Source organism: Cohnella terricola, assembly GCF_007786475.1.
Classification (GTDB): domain Bacteria; phylum Bacillota; class Bacilli; order Paenibacillales; family Paenibacillaceae; genus Cohnella; species Cohnella terricola.
Genome location: NZ_VNJJ01000003.1, coordinates 478,507 through 498,842, shown reverse-complemented (window position 1 = coordinate 498,842; position 20,336 = coordinate 478,507). Strand labels below are relative to the sequence as shown.

General features: G+C 53.9%; 14 protein-coding genes. 10 read left to right on the top strand and 4 right to left on the bottom strand.

All coding sequences use genetic code 11. The features are described from left to right. Positions 1 to 20: 20 nt before the first annotated feature. The 9 genes from nth (at position 21) to gyrA (ending at position 16,358) form a co-directional block, all read left to right on the top strand. Positions 21 to 689 carry an endonuclease III gene (gene nth / locus FPZ45_RS07925; protein ID WP_144700051.1) on the top strand — a complete coding sequence of 223 codons (669 nt, stop codon included), beginning with the start codon at positions 21 to 23 and terminating at the stop codon, positions 687 to 689. Continuing rightward, on the top strand, positions 686 to 4,396 hold the full coding sequence (locus FPZ45_RS07920) for a dynamin family protein (protein WP_186438277.1): 3,711 nt from the start codon (positions 686 to 688) through the stop codon (positions 4,394 to 4,396). Before nth ends, FPZ45_RS07920 begins: the two co-directional genes overlap by 4 nt. 257 nt (positions 4,397 to 4,653) lie before the next feature. Further along, positions 4,654 to 6,456, top strand: a complete 1,803-nt coding sequence (locus FPZ45_RS07915; protein WP_144700049.1) for an ABC transporter ATP-binding protein — start codon at positions 4,654 to 4,656, stop codon at positions 6,454 to 6,456. Then, entirely contained in the window at positions 6,453 to 8,252 is a 1,800-nt protein-coding gene (locus FPZ45_RS07910) for an ABC transporter ATP-binding protein (protein ID WP_144700048.1), read from the top strand. The genes FPZ45_RS07915 and FPZ45_RS07910 overlap by 4 nt, the downstream gene beginning before the upstream one ends. Before the next feature lie 739 nt (positions 8,253 to 8,991). Next, positions 8,992 to 9,810, top strand: coding sequence for a GDSL-type esterase/lipase family protein (locus FPZ45_RS07905; protein ID WP_144700047.1), 819 nt, complete (start codon positions 8,992 to 8,994; stop codon positions 9,808 to 9,810). 25 nt (positions 9,811 to 9,835) lie between these two features. Then, positions 9,836 to 10,801 (top strand): ABC transporter ATP-binding protein, encoded by a 966-nt coding sequence (locus tag FPZ45_RS07900; protein WP_144700046.1) that lies wholly within the window; start codon positions 9,836 to 9,838, stop codon positions 10,799 to 10,801. Continuing rightward, positions 10,794 to 11,783 carry an ABC transporter permease gene (locus FPZ45_RS07895; protein ID WP_144700045.1) on the top strand — a complete coding sequence of 330 codons (990 nt, stop codon included), beginning with the start codon at positions 10,794 to 10,796 and terminating at the stop codon, positions 11,781 to 11,783. Before FPZ45_RS07900 ends, FPZ45_RS07895 begins: the two co-directional genes overlap by 8 nt. Positions 11,784 to 11,855: 72 nt before the next feature. Then, on the top strand, positions 11,856 to 13,817 hold the full coding sequence (gene parE / locus FPZ45_RS07890; protein WP_425456993.1) for a DNA topoisomerase IV subunit B: 1,962 nt from the start codon (positions 11,856 to 11,858) through the stop codon (positions 13,815 to 13,817). 57 nt (positions 13,818 to 13,874) lie between these two features. Further along, on the top strand, positions 13,875 to 16,358 hold the full coding sequence (gyrA, locus tag FPZ45_RS07885; RefSeq protein ID WP_144700043.1) for a DNA gyrase subunit A: 2,484 nt from the start codon (positions 13,875 to 13,877) through the stop codon (positions 16,356 to 16,358). Positions 16,359 to 16,364: 6 nt separating this feature from the next. Here the strand turns inward: gyrA and FPZ45_RS25250 are convergent, their stop codons facing one another. After that, positions 16,365 to 16,541 (bottom strand): hypothetical protein, encoded by a 177-nt coding sequence (locus tag FPZ45_RS25250; protein ID WP_186438276.1) that lies wholly within the window; start codon positions 16,539 to 16,541, stop codon positions 16,365 to 16,367. Positions 16,542 to 16,737: 196 nt separating this feature from the next. Here FPZ45_RS25250 and FPZ45_RS07880 point away from each other — a divergent pair, with 196 nt between their 5' ends. Further along, positions 16,738 to 17,244 carry a MarR family winged helix-turn-helix transcriptional regulator gene (locus tag FPZ45_RS07880; protein ID WP_144700042.1) on the top strand — a complete coding sequence of 169 codons (507 nt, stop codon included), beginning with the start codon at positions 16,738 to 16,740 and terminating at the stop codon, positions 17,242 to 17,244. A gap of 60 nt (positions 17,245 to 17,304) precedes the next feature. Here FPZ45_RS07880 and FPZ45_RS07875 read toward each other — a convergent pair whose 3' ends face one another. Genes FPZ45_RS07875 through FPZ45_RS07865 form a run of 3 tightly spaced genes read right to left on the bottom strand, consistent with a single transcriptional unit; the run spans position 17,305 to position 20,231 of the window. Further along, on the bottom strand, positions 17,305 to 18,558 hold the full coding sequence (locus FPZ45_RS07875; protein ID WP_186438275.1) for a CapA family protein: 1,254 nt from the start codon (positions 18,556 to 18,558) through the stop codon (positions 17,305 to 17,307). 38 nt (positions 18,559 to 18,596) lie between these two features. Next, entirely contained in the window at positions 18,597 to 19,466 is an 870-nt protein-coding gene (locus FPZ45_RS07870) for a class I SAM-dependent methyltransferase (RefSeq protein ID WP_144700100.1), read from the bottom strand. A 27-nt stretch (positions 19,467 to 19,493) separates the two neighbouring features. Next, positions 19,494 to 20,231 carry a response regulator transcription factor gene (locus FPZ45_RS07865; RefSeq protein WP_144700040.1) on the bottom strand — a complete coding sequence of 246 codons (738 nt, stop codon included), beginning with the start codon at positions 20,229 to 20,231 and terminating at the stop codon, positions 19,494 to 19,496. Positions 20,232 to 20,336: the final 105 nt, after the last annotated feature.

The window sequence follows — 20,336 nt, the reverse complement described above, 5'->3', positions numbered from 1 at the left end:
TCAATCGAGAAGGAGCGCCTATGAACGCCGCAACGTTAAGGCAAGTGTTGAATACGATAGCAGAGATGTTTCCCGATGCCCGGTGCGAGCTGAATCATCGCAATCCGTTCGAACTGACGATTGCGGTTCTGCTGTCGGCGCAATGCACGGACGAAACGGTCAACAAAGTGACCGCGACGCTATTCGATAAATACCGCACGCCCCAAGATTATTTGAACGTTCCGCTCGAAGAGTTCGAGAACGACATCCGCAGAATCGGATTGTTCCGGAATAAGGCCGCGAACATTCAGAAGCTGTGCAGGCTCGTAATTGATAAGCACGACGGCGAAATTCCGCGTACGCACGAGGAGCTGACGGAGCTTCCCGGAGTCGGCCGGAAAACGGCAAACGTCGTCATGTCGAACGCGTTCGATGTGCCAGCCATCGCGGTGGATACTCATGTCGAACGAGTGTCCAAGCGGCTTGGAATCGCGAAGCCGGACGACTCTGTTCTTGAGGTCGAGAAGAAGTTGATGCGCAAAGTTCCTCGCGACGAGTGGACGATCACGCATCATCGGCTTATTTTTTTCGGGCGGTACCATTGCAAGGCGCAAAATCCGAAATGCGAAGTTTGTCCGATATTGGAACATTGCAAGGAAGGCAAGTCCCGAATGAAAGCCTCCTTGAAGAAAAGGAGCGTCGGCAAGTGAATCCGACTGACATCATTGAGCAAGCGGTCCATACACCGCAATTATCCGAATTATCCGTATATCGTAAGTCTCTGGAGCTAATGTCCGCAAGAGTGGCCGAGCACGGGGATCCGGTTCAAGCTGAGAAGCTGGGCGAACTGTCCGAGAAGCTGGCAACCGGTCGATTAACCATCGCATTCTGCGGGCATTTCTCCGCGGGAAAATCCACTTTAGTAAATACGTTATGCGGAGCGAATCTGCTTCCATCTTCGCCGATCCCGACGAGCGCGAACGTGGTCACCGTTGTAAACGGAGAGCCATCCGCGGAAACCGTTTTTCGCGAAGTGAGCGGAACAATATTCCCTTCGCGCCGAATCGAAGTTGAGCAGCTTCACGACTTCGCCGTCGATGGAGAAGGAGTCACCTCGATCCAAGTGTCCTACCCGATTCCGCTGCTCGGTGATCGGATGGCGATCGTCGACACCCCTGGCGTAGACTCGACGGACGGCGCCCATCGGGCAGCCACCGAATCTGCTCTGCACTTGGCGGACGTTGTGTTCTACGTCACGGATTACAATCACGTGCAATCTGAAGTGAACTTCCGCTTTTTGCGCAGCTTGGCGCGATGGGGGAAGCCGACCTATTTGATCGTGAACCAGATCGACAAGCACCGCGAAGATCAGATTGCTTTTACGGCTTTCCAGGAAAGTTTGAGACAAGCTTTAGGCAATTGGGATATCGAGCCGGCGGGCACTTTGTTCCTCTCGCTAAGAGAACCGAAGCATCCGCTCTCTCAGTGGAATCAGTTGCTCGACCTGATCAAGGACCTGCAGCCGCTTGCCACGCCTTTATTGTTAAGAAGCGCGGCAAGATCCGCCATTCATCTGGCCGACCAATACCGGGAGACGCTGCATACGCTTAACGGCGATAGCAGAGAGCAACTGCTGAGCGAACTTGGCGAGTACGCGGATAACGAGCGCCGGTCCGCTCTTCGTCATGAGCTCGAGCAGCGATTGGCGGATATTCGTTCTGCAGGAGCTATCCGCAAGGAACGCACAAGGGCGGATATGGATAACTTGCTTCGCAACGCGAGCCTTACGCCTGCGGAGACGCGCGAGAAAGCGCGCGAAGCGCTTGTCGCTTTGCAGCCCGGATTCAAATCGGGATGGTTCGCAAGCGCGGCCAAGACGGAAGCGGAGATCGCGTCAAGGCTGGAGCGGCTCGCCGAAGACTTCAACCGGCAAATATCCGCTCATGCAACCGGACATCTGAAGGAGATCTTGCGCAAAGAAGCGGAGCAATCCGGTTACACGGGAGAAGAGATGGAGCAATCTCTATCCGCATGCTTCAAGCCGGTGGAGGTCGCATGGCTGCGGGAGAGGGTTAAACCCGGAGCGGGAGCGGACGGTCAAGCGGTTCTAAACTATGCGGCCGAAATCGGAGAAGCGTTAAAGTCGTTATACCGTAAATCCGCGCTCCAGTGGATCGACGAGCTCCAGGAGAAAGATCGACCTGCTCTCGACAAGCAGGCGCAGGAACTGGAGCTTCAACTGGCTGAGTTTACGGTACGGGAAGGCACCGCGAACGAACTGGCCAAGTTGGAAGAGGCGGAGAAAGAGGAGGAACGGCAGTTGCTCGCGATCCTTCCGTCCTCGGACAGCTCGAGCGAGCTAGTCCTTCCGAGACCTACGGCCATTGCAGCCGAGCGGGTGCAGCAAATCGTGCAGGAAGCCGGTCAGGGAGGCGTCGCCGTTCCTGTGCAGGAAGCGATTGTCGAAGGCGGCTCCTCGATTGAATCGGCTGCTAACGACGGCGAGCGGCCTACGCGGCTTGGAGCGCCGCATGGGGCTGCAGAGATGCTGGAGCGGTCCGCGGAGCTTCTGTCGGGCATCTCCGCTCTTCGCGGCGTCGCAGACGGCTTGTACGCCAAAGCGGAACGATTCAAGAACAAGAGCTTTACGATCGCGTTGTTCGGCGCGTTCAGCGCGGGCAAGTCCTCTTTCGCCAATGCGCTGGTGGGTAGATCGGTGCTTCCCGTATCGCCGAACCCGACGACTGCGACGATCAACCGGATCGTCGCTTCTTCCGCGGAGCATCCTGACGGAACGGCGCTCGTAACGATGAAGACAGCCGCGGATTTCGCAGACGATCTGCGCCATTCGCTCAGGAGAATCGGCGTCGACAAGGATAAGCTGGCGAAGGCTGGAGACGACGTTGCAAGCTTGCTTGCGCTTAAGGAGCCTATTTCCGCTGGCGATCTTCATCCCCGGGGAAGGCCGCACCTAGCCTTCCTGACAGCCGCGGCAAGAGGGTGGACCGAATACGGCACGCTGCTTGGACAGAAGTTGACGGTCGGGGAAGAGGAATACAGGCGATTTGCCGCCGAGGAAGAGGCGTCATGCTTCGTAGCGGAGATCGACCTATTCGTCGATTCACCGATTACCCGCAGCGGCGCGGTGCTGGTCGATACGCCGGGAGCGGATTCGATCAACGCCCGGCATACGGGCGTTGCTTTCCAATACATTAAGGACGCAGACGCAGTATTGTTCGTAACGTATTACAATCATGCTTTTACGGAAGCAGACCGCGAGTTTCTGAATCAGCTCGGCAATGTGAAAGACGTGTTCGAGCTGGATAAAATGTTTTTCGTCATCAACGCAGCGGACCTGGCGTCTTCGAATGAAGAGCTGGATGCGGTGAAGGCGCACGTCGAAACGCAGCTCTTGAAGCATGGCATTCGCAATCCGCGATTGTTCGCGGTATCCAGCTTGCTTGGCCTGCAAGCGAAGCAATCACGGAATGAGACGGCGCGCCAAACTTCGGGGCTTACCGCCTTCGAGAGCGCGTTCCAGACCTTCTCCGAGGAAGAGCTCGGGGGATTGGCGCTCGAAGCGGCGAACAAGGAGCTGGACCGGGTCGACAAGCTTCTCGAGAGCTGGCTGCAATCCGCGAGTGCGGATGCGGCGACGCGCGAAGCCAAAGCTCGGCGACTTAGCGAACAAGCGGAGAGGTGGCGTAGCGAGGACGCGTCTAACGTTCCTCAAGCGACGATGCAGCCGCTGCAGCAAGAAGTCGGCGAACAGTTGTATCATCTCCGTCAGAGACTTCTGTACCGATTTAAGGAGCATTTTCAGTCCGCCTTCCATCCTTCGATCCTTCAGGACGACGGCCGGGACTTGAAGAAGCTGCTGTCGGCATGCGGCGAAGATCTTAAGCGCTCGCTTAGCGAAGATCTTCTCCAAGAGCTTCGCTCGGCGGGATTGCGCCTGGAAGTGACAATTCGCGCGATGGCGGCCAAGGCGCTTGGAGCCCTACCCGGCTTATCCGAGATGGAACGGGAAGGCTTCACGCCTGAACAGATCGAGAAGCATCCGCTCGAGCTGCCGCTCTTGGATGTTTTCGCGAACGGGCCTCAATTCGAGACAAGGCAGTTATGGAGCGCATTTCGATCGCCTAAGCACTTTTTCGAGAAGGAAGGGGCCAAGTCTCTCCGGGAGGAACTGGAGCTGGCTTTGTTTCAAGCGATCGACCGGGAACTCGCGAATTTGCGACAGCTCTGGGAATCCTCCTCGGAGGAGGCCCTCCAATATACCGTTCGCATGGCGTCATCCGCATGGTCCCAGCAATTGGCATTATTTGCTTCGAGCATGAGCCAGACGCTGAGGGAACCGGGGGAAGAGCGTTTATTGTCGGATTTGCAAGAGAAATGGCGGAAAATCAGGCAATAACATTCATAATCGGTCCCTTTTCATCCGTTTTCGGATGGAAGGGGACCTTTTCTTCTATTGCCGTAGTTTTCCTCTGCTAATCGATGTAACTCAGGGATGTTATGCATGAATAGCGAAGATATCGGAGATATTCGGTGCATTCGCGGGATAAAGGCGCTAGTTCACGCCGTAAGGACCAATAGGGCTCTATAACGCTGTTGCCGGGGGATAGGGATTAAGCTACACTGCCGTAGAAAGCAGCGAGGGGAGGCCCAATTTTGGATATTTTTCGGGGACTAAAAGATTATTATTGGCAAAACAAAGGATTACTGTGGGGTTCCGTAGCTGGGCTCGCAATCGCGACCGCGCTGGGATTGGTTTACCCTCTACTGCTCAAGACGTTAATCGACGATATGATCATACCAGGCCGGTATGAAGGGGTAACCGGGCTCACTCTCTTAGCGGTGAGCGTAATCGTCGTCAAAGCCGGGTTTCAGTACGTTCACGGGTTTTGGGGGGGACGTGTAGGGAATCGCTTGGCATATCGGCTGCGCAACGCATGTTACGAGAAGCTGCAGCAATTATCTTTTTCCTATTACGATACCGCCAGGACGGGTGACCTCATGTCGAGGTTGACGGCCGATATCGAAGGCATACGGCAATTTATCGGATTCGGTTTCGCCCAGTTGCTTAATACCGGACTGCTGCTCGTATTCGGCTTCGCAATGATGTTCACGATCGATTGGCCGCTGACGCTGATGACGCTCGTCATGATTCCGGTTCTCGGTTACGTGGCGATCCGGTTCGAGCAGAACATTCATCCCGTTTTCAGGTCCATACGCGCCGCCGTAGGCCGTTTGACGGTACGTGTGCAAGAGAACATCATGGGCGTGAGAACGGTAAAATCTTTTGCCCGCGAACCTTTTGAAATCAAGAAATTCGTTAAAGAAAACGTGGACTACCGCGATAACCATTTATCGCTTGCAAGCGTATGGGCTAAATATTTCCCTATGATCGAGTTTATCGCGAATGTAAGCGTTGCCGCTCTTTTGCTGGTCGGAGGTTGGAGAGTCATTGAGGGCACTTTGACCTTGGGGGATCTCGTCGCTTTGTCGGGTATGCTTGGGCTTATCGTAGCTCCGTTATGGACGCTCGGCTTCCAGATCAACGGTTATACGCAATCCAAAGCATCTGGCGAAAGGCTGCTAGAACTTCTGAATCAGCCGGTGGCGGTTAAAAGCCATACCAAAAGTCTCGTGCTTGACGATGACGCGGTTCAAGGCCATATCCGTTTTGAAGACGCGAGTTTCCGGTATGCGAACAGGGACGATCTCCCGTCCGCGCTGCTCGGCTTCGAATTAGACGCTCCTGCGGGTTCTGTTATCGGGTTGCTTGGGGGAACGGGTTCGGGGAAATCGACCGCGGTTGGGCTGCTGCTGAGGGCGTATGATGTCGGCGAAGGCTCGATAACGCTTGATGGAATCGATATTCGTCATATCGAACTTCAAAGCTTGCGGAAACAAATCGGCATCGTCTTTCAGGAGTCGTTCCTGTTCTCGACGTCGATCAAGGAAAACATCAGTTACGGGAAACCGAACGCAACGATGGATGAAATCGAAGAGGCGGCTCGGCTTGCGCAAGCGGACGGTTTTATCCGTGAACTTCCGCTAGGCTACGATACGGTCGTCGGAGAACGCGGAATGGGGTTGTCCGGCGGGCAGAAGCAACGGATCGCTATTGCTCGGGCATTGCTGAACAAACCGAAAATCCTGATTATGGACGATGCGACGAGCGCGCTGGATATGGAAACCGAGCACGAGATTCAAACCGCGGTCCGTCAAGTGATGGCCGGTCGGACCGTGTTCATGATCGCACACCGCATATCAACGTTGCGCCGCGCGGACGAGATCATCGTATTGGAACGCGGGCATACCATCCAACGGGGGACCCATGACAAGCTTGTGCGGCAGCCGGGGCTTTACCTCGAAACATACCGAATTCAATATGCCGATCGTCCGGAGGATTTGGATCATTATGAGAAAAACGCGGACGGGTCCGGAGAAAGGCGGGTGTCGGGATGAGCCGTCAATTCGTATACCAAGACGACGAGCTGATCGAGAAGCCGTTTAACTGGAAGCAGATGGGCAGATTGCTTACTTTCGTAAAACCTTATAAGTCTGACGTCACCAAAGTCGTATTCGTGATGACAGTATTCGGCATGTTGGCGAGGCTTGCCATTCCGTTCCTAACGATGAAAGCAATTGATAATGCGATCCATCCGAAGAACGGAGACGGGAGTTTGTCGCTTCTCGTCATAATTGTGTCGATCATGTTGGCGATGTACGGTATGCGCTGGTGGGCGCAGCGTTATACGATTCAGCAGACGAACGAGATTGGACAGAAGGTCATTTTCGATTTGAGGGCGGCGCTATTCCGCCACATCCAATCACTTTCGTTCAGGTTTTTCGATAAACGTCCTGCAGGTTCCGTACTCGTGCGGGTTACGAACGACGTCAACTCGTTGCAGGACATGTTTACCAACGGCGTCGTCAACTCGGCGATCGACATTGTGCAGCTAATCGGGATTACCGTCATTCTGCTCGTGATCGAACCGAAGCTGGGACTGGCGATAATGATCACGGTTCCGCTCATGTTTATCGTCTCGAGTGCGCTTCGCAAGAACATTCGCATGGCCTGGCAGGTCGTGCGGATCAAGCAGTCGCGCATCAATGCTCATTTGAATGAAAGCATTCAAGGGATTCGTGTGACACAAGCTTTCACGCAGGAGAAAGAAAATATCGGTTTCTTCGACGGCATGAACAAGAGCAATATTCGCTCTTGGAATAAAGCATCGGCACTGAATCAGTTGTTCGGACCAATTATCGAAGTGACCTCCGCGGTAGGCACGCTGATTCTACTGCTGTACGGCACGTATTTGATTCAATCCGGTACGATGACCGTCGGCGTTCTTGTCGCGTTCATTACTTACGTAGGCAGCTTCTGGGAGCCGATTACCCGGCTTGGGAACATGTACTCCCAACTTCTGATTTCCATGTCTTCCGCCGAGCGGATATTCGAATTCATGGACGAGAGACCGGCCGTTCCGGAAAAAGAAGGAGCGAAACCGATCGCCGAGCTTCAAGGAAACGTTCGACTCGAGAACGTCACTTTCGGTTACGAAGCCGACCGTCCGGCGCTTAAGGGAATCAATCTCGACGTCAAGGCGGGCATGTCCATTGCTCTTGTCGGGCATACCGGCTCTGGCAAGAGCACGATCGTGAACCTGATCTGCCGATTCTACGACACAGTGGAGGGCCGCGTACTGATCGATGGCACGGACATTCGGGATATCACCATCGACAGTCTCCGTTCGCAGATCGGCATCGTGCTGCAGGATACGTTTATTTTCTCGGGAACGATCCGTGATAACATTCGTTACGGCCGCCCGGACGCCACGGACGCGGAGGTCGAAGCCGCCGCTCGCTCGGTCAGAGCTCACGACTTTATCGCCGACTTGCCGAACGGATACGATACCGAGGTCGAGGAGCGGGGCAACGCTCTCTCGGTCGGCCAGCGCCAACTGCTCAGCTTCGCCAGGGCGTTGCTCGCCGATCCGCGTATTCTCGTTCTCGACGAAGCGACCGCGAGCATCGACACGGAGACGGAGTTGCGCATTCAGGAAGCGCTCGCGACGCTGCTGCAAGGGCGCACTTCCTTCATTGTCGCCCACCGTCTGTCGACGATTCGCCACGCGGATTGCATTGTCGTCCTGGACCATGGCGAAATCAAGGAAATGGGCAATCACGAAGAACTTATGAAGCGTCCGGGCCATTATCGTAACCTAGTCGACGCGCAATACCGCTTTTTATCCGCATAGCTGATCACAACCCGCCTTGTCGGTCCGATTGGATCGTCAAGGCGGGTTTATTTTGTCTTATTTCATGCTGTCCCTCATTCTGATTCCCTTTGTCGGTATCCCATTGGATCAGGAACTAGATAGCTCACAATACTCGGGTCGGGTTCCTCTGTCGGTATCCCATTGGATCAGGAACTAGTTAGCTTACAACTCTCGGTTCGGATTCTCTCTGTCGGTATCCCCATGGTTCAGGAACTAAATAGCTCACAACTCTCGGTTCGGATTCCCTCTGTCGCTATCCCCATGGTTCAGACACTTTCTTACATTAAGGTTTGCATATAATTTATTCCATTTAGGATCAACTAATCAGAATTTGGTCTAAATTCCTTAGCGAACGGGATAGCGACGAAGTAGAAATAGATGGATGCTGAGCGAACGGGATAGCGACGAAGGAGAAATGAATGTGAATGCTGAGCGAACGGGATAGCGACGAAGGTGAAATAGATGGATGCTGAGCGAACGGGATAGCGACGAAGGAGAAATGAATGTGAATGCTGAGCGAAAGGGATAGCGACGAAGGAGAAATGGATGTGAATGCTGAGCGAACGGGATAGCGACGAAGGAGAATTGAATGGATGCTGAGCGAACGGGATATCGACACAGGGGCTAATTTGATAAATTCTGCAAGAAACGTTATCGTTGAGACGTATAGACTGCAATCGGAAAGAGAACCCGATGGATCCGGGAGAGGGGGAAGCGAATGAGATCGTCATCTTGGCTATGGAAAGTAGTGGGGTTGACTTCGCTAGTTTGTCTGCTGGTTATGCTTCTCGGTTTCGGGTGGGCGCTGAAGGACACGTGGATGCCGAAGGAAGGGTTGGCGTTACCGGAAGCTAGCGCGCCGGAGAAGGCGTCAGCGGGAGACATTAGCTCCAAGAAAGAGCTGTACGTGACCGCGCTTGGGGACTCTTTGACGAAAGGGACGGGAGATTCAACAGGCGAAGGGTATGTCTCTCGCGCGATCGACGGTCTATCCAAACGGATGGACAAGCCGGTTTATTTAGTCAACAATATGGCCATTAGTGGGCTTCGGGCCGATCAGTTGGTTGCCAAGTTGGATGAGAAAGGCTTCGTTAACGCGATAGCCAAGGCGGACATCGTTCTCCTTACGATCGGCGGCAACGACCTATTTCAGGTCGCGCAGAATGGGGGTTCGCTCGTCGAAGGGGGAGATTTGTCCCCCGAGGCTATGAAAGAGCGGCTGCCCGAAGTGGAAACACGCCTAAAGGAAGTTCTAGCCAAAATCCGTAAAACGAACCCGAACGCGCGCATTGTCTACGTGGGTCTTTATAACGCTTTCTTCGACTTACAGGATATGAGAGAGACGGTCAGCGACACGGTTGCGGAATGGAACGCGTTCGCATATCGCCTGGCTTTGGCGGACGGAAACGCGAAGGTAATTCCGACGTATGATTTGTTCGAGTTCGATTTGAAAAAGTATCTGTCGTCGGATCACTTTCATCCTAATGCTCAGGGGTATGAACGAATTTCGGACCGAATTGTCGAGGCGCTACAATAAATCGCAGCAGGGGAGGGCTTAGCGGATGGCCGATCATGCCAAAGAAGTCGTATTGTCCGTACAAAATCTGCAGAAATCGATTGGTCGCAAGCAGATTATTCGCAACGTTTCTTTTGACGTCTATGCGGGTGAGATTTTCGGTTTTCTCGGGCCTAACGGCTCCGGGAAAACGACGACGATCCGCATGCTGGTCGACTTGATCAAACCGACGGCGGGCAAGATCTTGATATGCGGCGAAAATATCAATTCGCATCCGGATCGGGCGCTTGCGCACGTAGGCTGCATCGTGGAAAATCCAGAGATGTACGGATATATGACGGGGTGGGAAAATCTCGAGCAGTTTGCCCGTATGCAGCCGGGCATCTCAGAGCGAAGAATCGCCGAGGTGGTTGAGATCGTTGGTCTAGACGCACGTATTGGCGATAAAGTGAAAACGTATTCGCTCGGTATGCGCCAACGGCTTGGCATCGCGCAAGCGCTGCTTTGCAAGCCGAAGCTGCTCATTCTGGACGAACCGACGAACGGCCTCGATCCAAAAGGCATTAAAGAGCTGAGGGAATTCATACGCATGCTCGCGGGCAGCGGCATGAGTTTGTTTATCTCCAGTCATCTGCTTAGCGAGATTCAGTTGATGTGCGACCGCGTGGCGATTATCGCTCATGGGGAAGTTATCGCCGTGGGGGAAGTGGACGAACTGGTTTCCCAGGCCGGCACGTATACCGTATGGCAAGTCGATAAGCCCGATCGGGTAAAGGAAATGTTCGAAGGGCAACCTGACGTTCAAGTCGTGCCCGAGAATCAGCATCGCATAGACGAGTCGCTGCTCACTACATTAAATGAACCGATCGTTACGGTAATGGATGAGTTGCTCGTAACCGATTGGGTCAACCGGTTGGTGGCTGCCGGAATAGGCGTCCAATCCGTCCAACGCGTCGCGCCTTCCTTGGAGGAGCTATTCCTGAAGTTGACGGAGGGTGAGAAGATTGGTTAATCTATTAGCTCTGATCCGAAATGAGACGACTAAAGTATGGAAGAAAAAAAGATTCGCGGTCGTCGTGCTCATTTTGCTGATTCTGATCCCCATATTCGTCTATGCCCAAATGAAAATCGCTCAGAACAGCGCCGACAAGTTTAACGAGGACTGGCGAAGCGAACTGCAAAGCCGGATCACGGATAATACTAACGCTCTGAGCAGCAACCGCATTCCCGAAGAGTGGAAACAATGGAGAAAAGCGCTCGTGCAGCAATTGCAATACTATTTGGATCACGACATTAACCCGCAGACTCCGAATGCGGTAACGTTTACAAGGACGTTCATGGACAACGCGGTTTCGTTATTCATTCCTCTTATGGTGCTTGCGATTGCTTCGGATCTCGTTTCGTCGGAGCGTTCCACGGGGACGATCAAAATGCTGCTTACGCGGCCGGTTCGAAGATGGCGAATTTTGTTCTCGAAATTGGCAACGCTGACCTTATATGTCTCATTGATCTTGGTCGTGACGGTTCTGCTCTGTTACGCGATATCCGGACTCGTCTTCGGATACGCAGGCTGGGGCGAGCCGGTGTTCGTCGGATTTCATATCCGGGGCGCGGACGTGGACACGGCGAACGTGCATGCCATAACGCAAGGAGTATATTTGCTCATGCAATCCGGCTTGATCTGGTTTTCCGCTATGGTTGTCGCCATAATCGCCCTTATGGTATCGGTTCTCGTACGCAGCACGGCCGCCAGCTTCGTAACGATGATGGCGACGATTATCGCCGGAACGATTCTCGCTAATATGGCCTCTTCGTGGAAAAGTGCTAAATACTTGTTTAACGTCAATCTCGAGCTATCGGGATATTTGCGGGGAACGCCGCCTCCGATCGAAGGGATGTCGCTTGGTTTTTCCCTTGCCGTGCTTGGCATTTGGGCTGCCGCGGCACTAATCGTTTCATTCACTGTCTTTACGAAGCAAGACATCTTGAATTAAAATAAATGGAGTTGTGTTTGTCGAGAGCAAACGCGAGAGATCACGCAAGGAGGTCCGTTCGTGACCGATCAAATGGATATGTTCACAGAAACCGCGGCCATTGCCGGAAGTGAATACGGCGCGGATGATATTCAGATTCTGGAAGGCTTGACCGCCGTCCGCAAACGGCCGGGGATGTACATTGGCAGCACGACGACGTCGGGTCTGCACCATCTATTATGGGAGATCGTCGATAACGCCGTGGATGAGCATTTGGCCAAGTTCTGCTCGCAGATCAGCGTCACCGTTCACGCCAACAATTCCGTCACCGTCGTCGACAATGGACGGGGAATTCCGACGGGTATGCACAAGAGCGGCATCCCGACGCCGCAGGTTGTCTATACGATCCTGCACGCTGGCGGCAAATTCGGCGGAGGCGGGTACAAGAAATCCGGAGGGCTGCACGGCGTAGGCGCCTCGGTAACGAATGCTTTATCCGAATGGCTCGAAGTCGAGATTTATCGCGAGGGCAAAATACATAGGATGAGATTCGAGACGTGGGTCGACGACAAAGGCATCGAACACGTCGGTGAACCGGTAACCGGTCTTGAAGTCATCGGTAATACGAACAGAACCGGAACAAAGGTAACGTTTAAACCCGATCCGAAAGTGTTCCATGGCAACGTCAGCATGAACTATGACACGCTGTCGGAACGGCTGCAAGAGATCGCGTTCCTGAATTCCGGCTTAAAGGTCAGCATCAAGGACGAGCGCAATGGCAAATCGGACACGTATCATTACGAGGGCGGAGCCCGGCAATTCGTGCAATTCTTGAACGAAGAGAAGTCGGTGCTTCACGACGTCATTCATTTTACCGCGGAGAAGGACGATATCGAAGTCGAGATCGCCTTGCAATATAACGACGGATACACGGAGACGATTGCATCTTTCGTCAACGCGATTCCGACTCGTGGCGGGGGCACCCACGAGACAGGGTTCAAAACCGCCTATACTCGGGTCATGAACGAGTACGCCCGCAAAACGGGACAGCTCAAGGAAAAGGAAAAGAACCTGGAAGGCAACGACTTGCGGGAAGGCATGATGGCTGTCATCAACATTAAAATGTCGGAAGTGGAATTCGTCGGTCAGACGAAGGACCAGCTCGGCAGCGCCTCCGCAAGGAGCGCGGTCGACGCTGTCGCGACGGACAAGATGACGGTGTTCTTGGAGGAAAATCCACAGGTTGGCCAGCTGCTTATCCGCAAAGCCGTTCAAGCGTCCAAAGCTCGCGAAGCGGCCCGCAAGGCGCGCGAGGAGATCCGCAGCGGCAAGAAGCGGAGCGAGAGCGCAAGCCTCGGCGGCAAGCTGACCCCGGCGCAATCCAAGGACAGCTCGCGCAATGAGCTGTTCATCGTGGAAGGGGACTCCGCGGGAGGTTCCGCCAAGCAAGGAAGGGACTCGAAGTATCAGGCGATACTACCGCTGAAGGGCAAGCCGATGAACCCCGAGAAGTCGAAGCTGGTCGACATTCTGAAGAACGACGAGTATAAGGCCATTATCTCCGCCATCGGAGCGGGGATCGGCTCGGAATTCGACGTCGAAGAATGCAACTATTCGAAAATCGTCATCATGACCGATGCGGACACGGACGGCGCGCATATTCAAGTGCTGCTGCTGACGTTCTTCTATCGGTACATGAAACCGCTCATCGACGCGGGCAAAGTGTTCATCGCGCAGCCGCCGCTGTATAAAATCACGAGGAAATCCGGCAAGCTCGAGACGGTGCGTTATGCCTGGACCGACGAGCAACTCAATATCTATACGAAAGAGCTCGGTAAAGGCGCGGAACTGCAACGTTACAAAGGCTTGGGCGAGATGAATCCCGATCAATTGTGGGAGACGACGATGAATTACGAGACGCGTACGTTCCTGCAGGTTCAGATCGAGGATGCGGCCAAGGCGGAGCGCCGCGTTTCCACGCTGATGGGCGACAAGGTCGACCCTCGCAAGCGCTGGATCATCGAGAACGTTGATTTCACGGAGTACGAGGAGTAAGGTTTTGGCCCAATTTTTCAGGACTCGTACCCATAAAATACTAGGGGGCAATAAGCAGTGAGCCTACTTGAGAATTTTTTACCGGCGTTTCTGGAGGAGGTCGTGGGAGACCGCTTCGGACGCTATTCCAAATATATTATTCAAGACCGCGCGATTCCCGACGTTCGCGACGGGCTGAAGCCGGTGCAGCGCCGGATTCTGTACGCGATGTACGAATCGGGCAATACGCCGGACAAGCCTTACCGTAAGTCGGCCAAGACGGTTGGCGACGTCATGGGCAACTACCATCCGCATGGCGACTCTTCCATCTACGAAGGCATGGTCCGGATGGCCCAGCCGTGGAAAATGGCGCATATGCTCGTAGACGGGCATGGCAACTGGGGTTCGATGGACGATGACCCTGCCGCGGCCATGCGGTACACGGAAGCTCGCTTATCGCACATCTCGATGGAGCTGCTGCGGGATATCGAGAAAAGAACGGTGCTATTCAAGGATAACTTCGATAACACGGCCAAGGAACCGGTCGTGCTTCCTTCCCGTTATCCGAATTTGCTCGTTAACGGCGTCTCCGGCATATCGGCGGGATTCGCTACGGAGATTCCGACGCACAATCTGCGCGAGGTTATCGATGCTTGCGTGGCCGTCATGAACAAACCGGATATCGGCGTTCAAGAGTTGATGGAGATCATGAAAGGTCCCGATTTTCCGACGGGCGGACTGATCATGGGCGCGGACGGGATTCGGGAAGCGTACGAGACGGGCAAAGGAAAAATCCATATCCGTTCCAAAACGGCAATCGAAGAAATTCGCGGCGGCAAGCAGCAGATTGTCATTACGGAAATTCCGTATCAGATCGTGAAATCCAGGCTGGTCAACGCCATCGACAATCTTCGTTTGGAGAAGAAAGTAGAAGGCATCGCGGAAGTCCGCGACGAGAGCGGCAGGAACGGACTGCGTATCGTCGTTGAGCTGAAGAAGGACGCCGACGCCGAAGGCATTCTCGCATATTTACTAAAGAAGACCGATCTTCAGACGACATACAGTTTCAATATGGTCGCGATCGTCAACAAGGCGCCTCGCCAGCTTGGCATCAAGCCTATGCTAGAGGCCTATATCGACCATCAGAAGGAAGTCGTTACGCATCGTACCCAATACGACCTAGAGAAGGCGGAAGACCGCGCGCACGTCCTGGAAGGGCTTGTTAAAGCGCTAAATCTGCTGGATCAGATTATTGAGACGATCAAAGCATCGAAGAACAGGCATGACGCGCAAAATAATCTGGTCGAGAAGTTTGGTTTCTCCGAGCGGCAAGCGGACGCCATCTTGACCTTGCAGCTTTATCGCTTAACCAACCTGGAAATTACGCAGTTGGAGAAGGAGCATGGCGATACACTCAAGAAAATCGCCCAACTTCGGGCGATTCTCGAAAGCCCGCGCAAGCTGCTGAACGTCATCAAAGACGAGCTGACGGTAATCAGAGACAAATACGGCATCGATCGGCGCTCCGTCATTCAGGGCGAAGTGGAAGAGATCAAAGTTAATCTGGAAGTGATGGTCCCGGCGGAAGACGTGCTCGTAACGTTCAGCCGCGAAGGTTATATCAAGCGGACGAGCTTGCTCTCATTCACGCGTTCCGGCGGTGAGCTCGAAAGCGCCGGCGTGAAGGAAGGCGACGTCATTCGCTGGAGTATGGGCGTCAGCACGTTGGACCCGCTGCTCTTGTTCACGCAGAAGGGTTATTACTATCTGCTGCCCGTCCATCAGATTCCCGAGTTCAAGTGGAAGGATACCGGAACGGCAATCGTTAACGTGCTGCCTATGGCGAAGGACGATCGGATCGTTGGCGTTGTCCAAGCGAAGAGCGCGGAGCTTACGTCTTCCTCCGCGGAAGGAGAAGACACCTCCGGAACGAGTCCGATGCTCTTATTCTTCACGAAGCGCGGGCAAGTGAAACGGACGCCTCTCACCGACTACGCGACGACGCGGAACATGGCGATCGCCGCCTGCAAAGTCGCCGACGGAGACGAGATCGTCAAAGTCATTCGTTCCGATCAAGCGGAGGACTTGTTGCTCGTGACGGAGCAAGGAATGAGCATTCGGTTCAACCGGGAAGAAGTGAGTGTGCAAGGCCGTGTTGCCGGCGGCGTGCGCGGCATTACGCTTAAGGAAGGCGATCACATCGCGGACGCCGTTGTCGTGTCCGAGGATGAAGGGGAAATTCTGGTGCTTTCCGACTACGGATACGCCAAGAGGTCGCTCCTGCTTGATTATCCTCAGCAGGGCCGCGGAGGCAAAGGGATTCAGACATTTGAGTTCAAGGAAGGCAAGAGGGTCCGCCCGAACGGTACGAAATTGATCGCCGCATTCCATGTTAAAGAAGCCGTAAGTTTGCTCGCTCTGACAGCAAACGGCGCGGTATCGGAATTCTCCTCCGAGAACGCGCCGCTCGACGATAGAAGAGGGCAAGGCAAGCTGTTGATGGCCGTCGATCGCAGCGACACGCTCGTCGAAGCGTTCACTAAGCCGCTTTCTACAACATAAACAGGATCAGTCGTACGGGCCGCCGTTCGGTTCGGTCCGATCGATCCAACGCAATAACAAATCCAAGACGACCCACAGGGGCACCGGTTCTTCGAGCCGGTCCAGCCACTGGGGGTCTTCTATTAAGCCGGCGTTACGGGCCATCTGGCCGATCATTTTGATTTTTTGATCGTTAGAGGACATTGGCGCTGCCTCCTCCATTACCGTTTTTCTCCGCGAATACCCATATTTCGTAACCAATATATGTCGCCGATTGTCGCGGTGTTCGTTTCCGTGCGGATTTATGTCGCAAATATTTAATTGCATTAAACTATCTTTCGACAAAGGCTCTGAGTATAATAAAAGAGAAGGCATTGTTCGGGATGAAAGGAGCGTATCTATGGATCATGCGGCGGAATTTGTGAAAAGCTGGACGAAGCTTTCGAAGGATTGGAACGCGCAGATGGAAACGGAGCTTGCTCCGCAACTGACGGCAGGACAACTTGAGGTGCTGGAGCTCTTGCAGACGTACGAGCCTATGAAACCATCGGATTTGCTCCCGTATCTGGAGACGACTCCCGCGGCTATAACGACGCTGCTCGACCGGATGGAGCGGGCAGGACTCGTCGAGAGAAACCGGGATGAGGGAGACCGCAGAATCGTATGGGTCACGATGACGGAGCTGGGGCGTGCGGAGGTAGAGCGGGGAGTCGCCGTCCGCAGCGCGATCGTGAATCGGTCGCTGGAAAGAATATCGAGCCACAATCGGCAATTGCTCGTCTACCTGATTGGCAAGGTGTCCGGGACTAGAGATTCCGCTGCGGCGGCGGAACCGAAGAAGGACAAAGAAGAAACGAGCAGCGAACTCGAGCATGTAAGCGGTATCGAATCCACGGTCGCAGGTTAGCGTAATAGGAAAAGCCCTTCCCAGTGTCATTCAGCGGGAAGGGCTTTTCATTATAATCCTTTAGCCGGCACGAAGCTGAAGCAGATGCTTATTGATTCCGTTAAGCATCGTTTTCATTTTCGTATAATCGTTGGCCGTTAATCCGGGAATATTGCGATTTTGAATTGCGGCTTGCATCGGGATGATCGTATAATACCTAACTTTATTGTTCCAAACAATGTGCACCCAAGTCGGAGTCGTCGTAATCTTCTCCCAGCGAATATCCGACGTTCCGTCTGGATGGACGGTTTTCGTCAACTGCACGCCGAAAATCAATCCGACGTCTTTCCAATTCCCGGTCTGATTGGAGATGAAATTGCCTAGCGAGTAGATTGCGATGCCTTTCTTGGCCGTTCCGTCTTCGCTCTCCGAAGCGGGAACGTCGATCTCTTCGTAGGGCTGTACGACGTGAGGGTGGGAACCGAGAACGATATCGGCACCGGCCTTCACGAGCTCGCGAACGAGCTGTTTCTGCTCTGCATTCGGCATCCGCTGATACTCGACTCCGAAATGCAGGCTGACGACGACGGCTTCCGCGCCTGCCTGCCGCAGGCTGGCGATGTCCCTCTTAATCGTATCCGGATCGATTAAGTTTACGGCATAGGCGCTGTCCGCGGGCAAGGGGATGCCGTTCGTACCATATGTATAAGCGAGGAAACCGAGGCGAATGCCGTTTCTCTCTTCGATCACTTTCCGCGATCTATCCGTCAAGCTTACGGAAGTGCCCACGGGGATCAGGCCGGCCTTGCGAACAGTGCCCAGAGTTCTCCTTACGCCCGGAACGCCTCTGTCGAGCGAGTGGTTGTTCGCCGTCGAGACGAGCTGAATGCCGGATTGCTTAATCGCGAACGCCAGCTCATCCGGAGCGTTAAAGCGCGGAAATCCGGTAAATTTCAAGTCTTTACCGGCGATCGGCGTCTCGAGGTTGCCGATGACCCAATCGCCCTTCTCCAGGATAGGTTTGACCTGCGCAAACCAGGGCGTAAAGTCGTAGTTCTGGCTCTTGGCGTTGTAATATCCAGGCAGTTGCGGCATATGGGACATAATATCTCCGACTGCAAGCAGCGTCGCTCTCCGGACGACGGGCTCTGTCGGCAGCGTTGAGAGCCGCTCGGGCGACTCGGACGGAGGTATAACAGGCGCCTGTGCGACGACGGATACAGGCGATGACCGAGCCGAAGCCGTTGCGGACGCGCCGCTTGGCGAATCAAGCGAGCAGGCGGTAAGCGCGGCAGCAAGCAGGCATATTCCCAATATGGATACTTGCGTCTTCATCGGCCCTTCCGGCCTCCTTCGCATATGCGAATAGTCTATCAATCTTCGCTTTCCCATCGTCCGTATATTCCGCAAGGCAGCGTCATTCCGCTTCTCGTAATCGGCAATCCGACTTCCCCGCAGTCCAGCTTACCTCCGAATTTGCGGCTAATGGAGAGTTGGAGCAGATTGCTGAGCACGGTAGGGGAGAATCCGGTCGTATAGGAGTTCACCAAGACAAACAGAGGTTTGTCGGACAGGATGGATACGCAGGATTCCAAGAAGGGAAACAGATTTTCTTCTAGTTTCCACATTTCCCCATTCGGTCCCCGGCCATAAGAGGGTGGATCCATGATGATGGCTTCGTATTGCCGCCCGCGTCTTTGTTCGCGCTGCACGAATTTGAAAACGTCGTCCGTAATATATCGGATCGGCGCGGAGCCGAGTCCCGACAATTCGGCGTTTTCCTTCGCCCATTGAACCATGCCTTTGGCGGCGTCCACATGGCATACTTCTGCTCCGGCGGCCGCGGCCGCCACAGTGGCTCCCCCCGTATAAGCAAACAAGTTCAGCACGCGAATCGGACGGTTCGCCTCGCGGATTTTGTTCATCATCCAGCTCCAGTTGACGGCTTGTTCAGGGAATAATCCCGTATGTTTGAAACTGGTCGGTTTGATATGAAATTTAAGCGGACCGTAAGCGATGTTCCAACGTTCAGGCAGCGGACGCTTATACGTCCACTGTCCTCCGCCGCTGCTGCTTCGGTGGTAGTGGCCGTCGGCTTGTTTCCATTCTGAGTTCTCGGATTTTAACGGCCAAATAATCTGCGGGTCGGGGCGCCGTAGGATGACGTCTCCCCAGCGTTCCAATTTTTCTCCGTTGCCGGTATCCAGCAGTTCGTAATCTTGCCAATCTTGCGCCATTCTCATCATTGTCTATCTTCCTTTGTTCTGTTTTTAAGTAGAGAGCGTTTCATCACAGCTTAATGCCGGACTGAACCGATATCCAAATCCGCGCACCGTTTGGATCCAGCGCGGGCGAGCGGGATCCGGTTCCATCTTTTTTCTGAGGTTGCTGACGTGAACCATAAGCGTGCGCGTGTCGCCCATGCTGTCCGATTGCCAGACGCGTTGGTACAACTCCTCAAGAGGGAATACTTTGTTCGGGTTTCTGGCTAGTACAGTGAGCAGTTCAAACTCCTTTGCGGACAAGAAAATAAGCTCATCTCCCATGCGGACCTCCATGCTGCGGAAGTCGATATCGAGACCGGGAAAGCTGAGCAAGGCGGTTTGATCTTCCGTACTTCTCTCTCTCGTCCTCCGTCTGCGAATATGCGCTTGAATTCTTGCAACGAGCTGACTAGGGCTGAAAGGTTTCGTGATATAGTCGTCTCCGCCTTCGGACAGGCCACGTATAATATCTTGATCCTCCGACTTACAGCTCAAGAACAAAATAGGAACATCGGCGCATACCCCTTGGCGTAAAGTGCGGCATACTTCGATTCCGTCCATGCGGTCGAGCGAGACATCCAGCACGATCAAATCGGGAATGAGAGCTTCCGCGATTCGTATCGCCTCGATTCCGTTATCGGAAGTAAGAACGTCATACCCTTCCTTTTCCAAGTATAGGCTGATTAATTCCGTAATTTCCCGTTCGTCATCCACGACTAGAATCGAACCTTCGAAACTGTTCATTTTTCTCCCCCGTACAAAAGCACTTAATGCCTTATTATAACGAAAGCGTTGACGAGTAATCAATGCACCGTTAAAATGACGTTCGAAACCATTTCGCATGCGGAA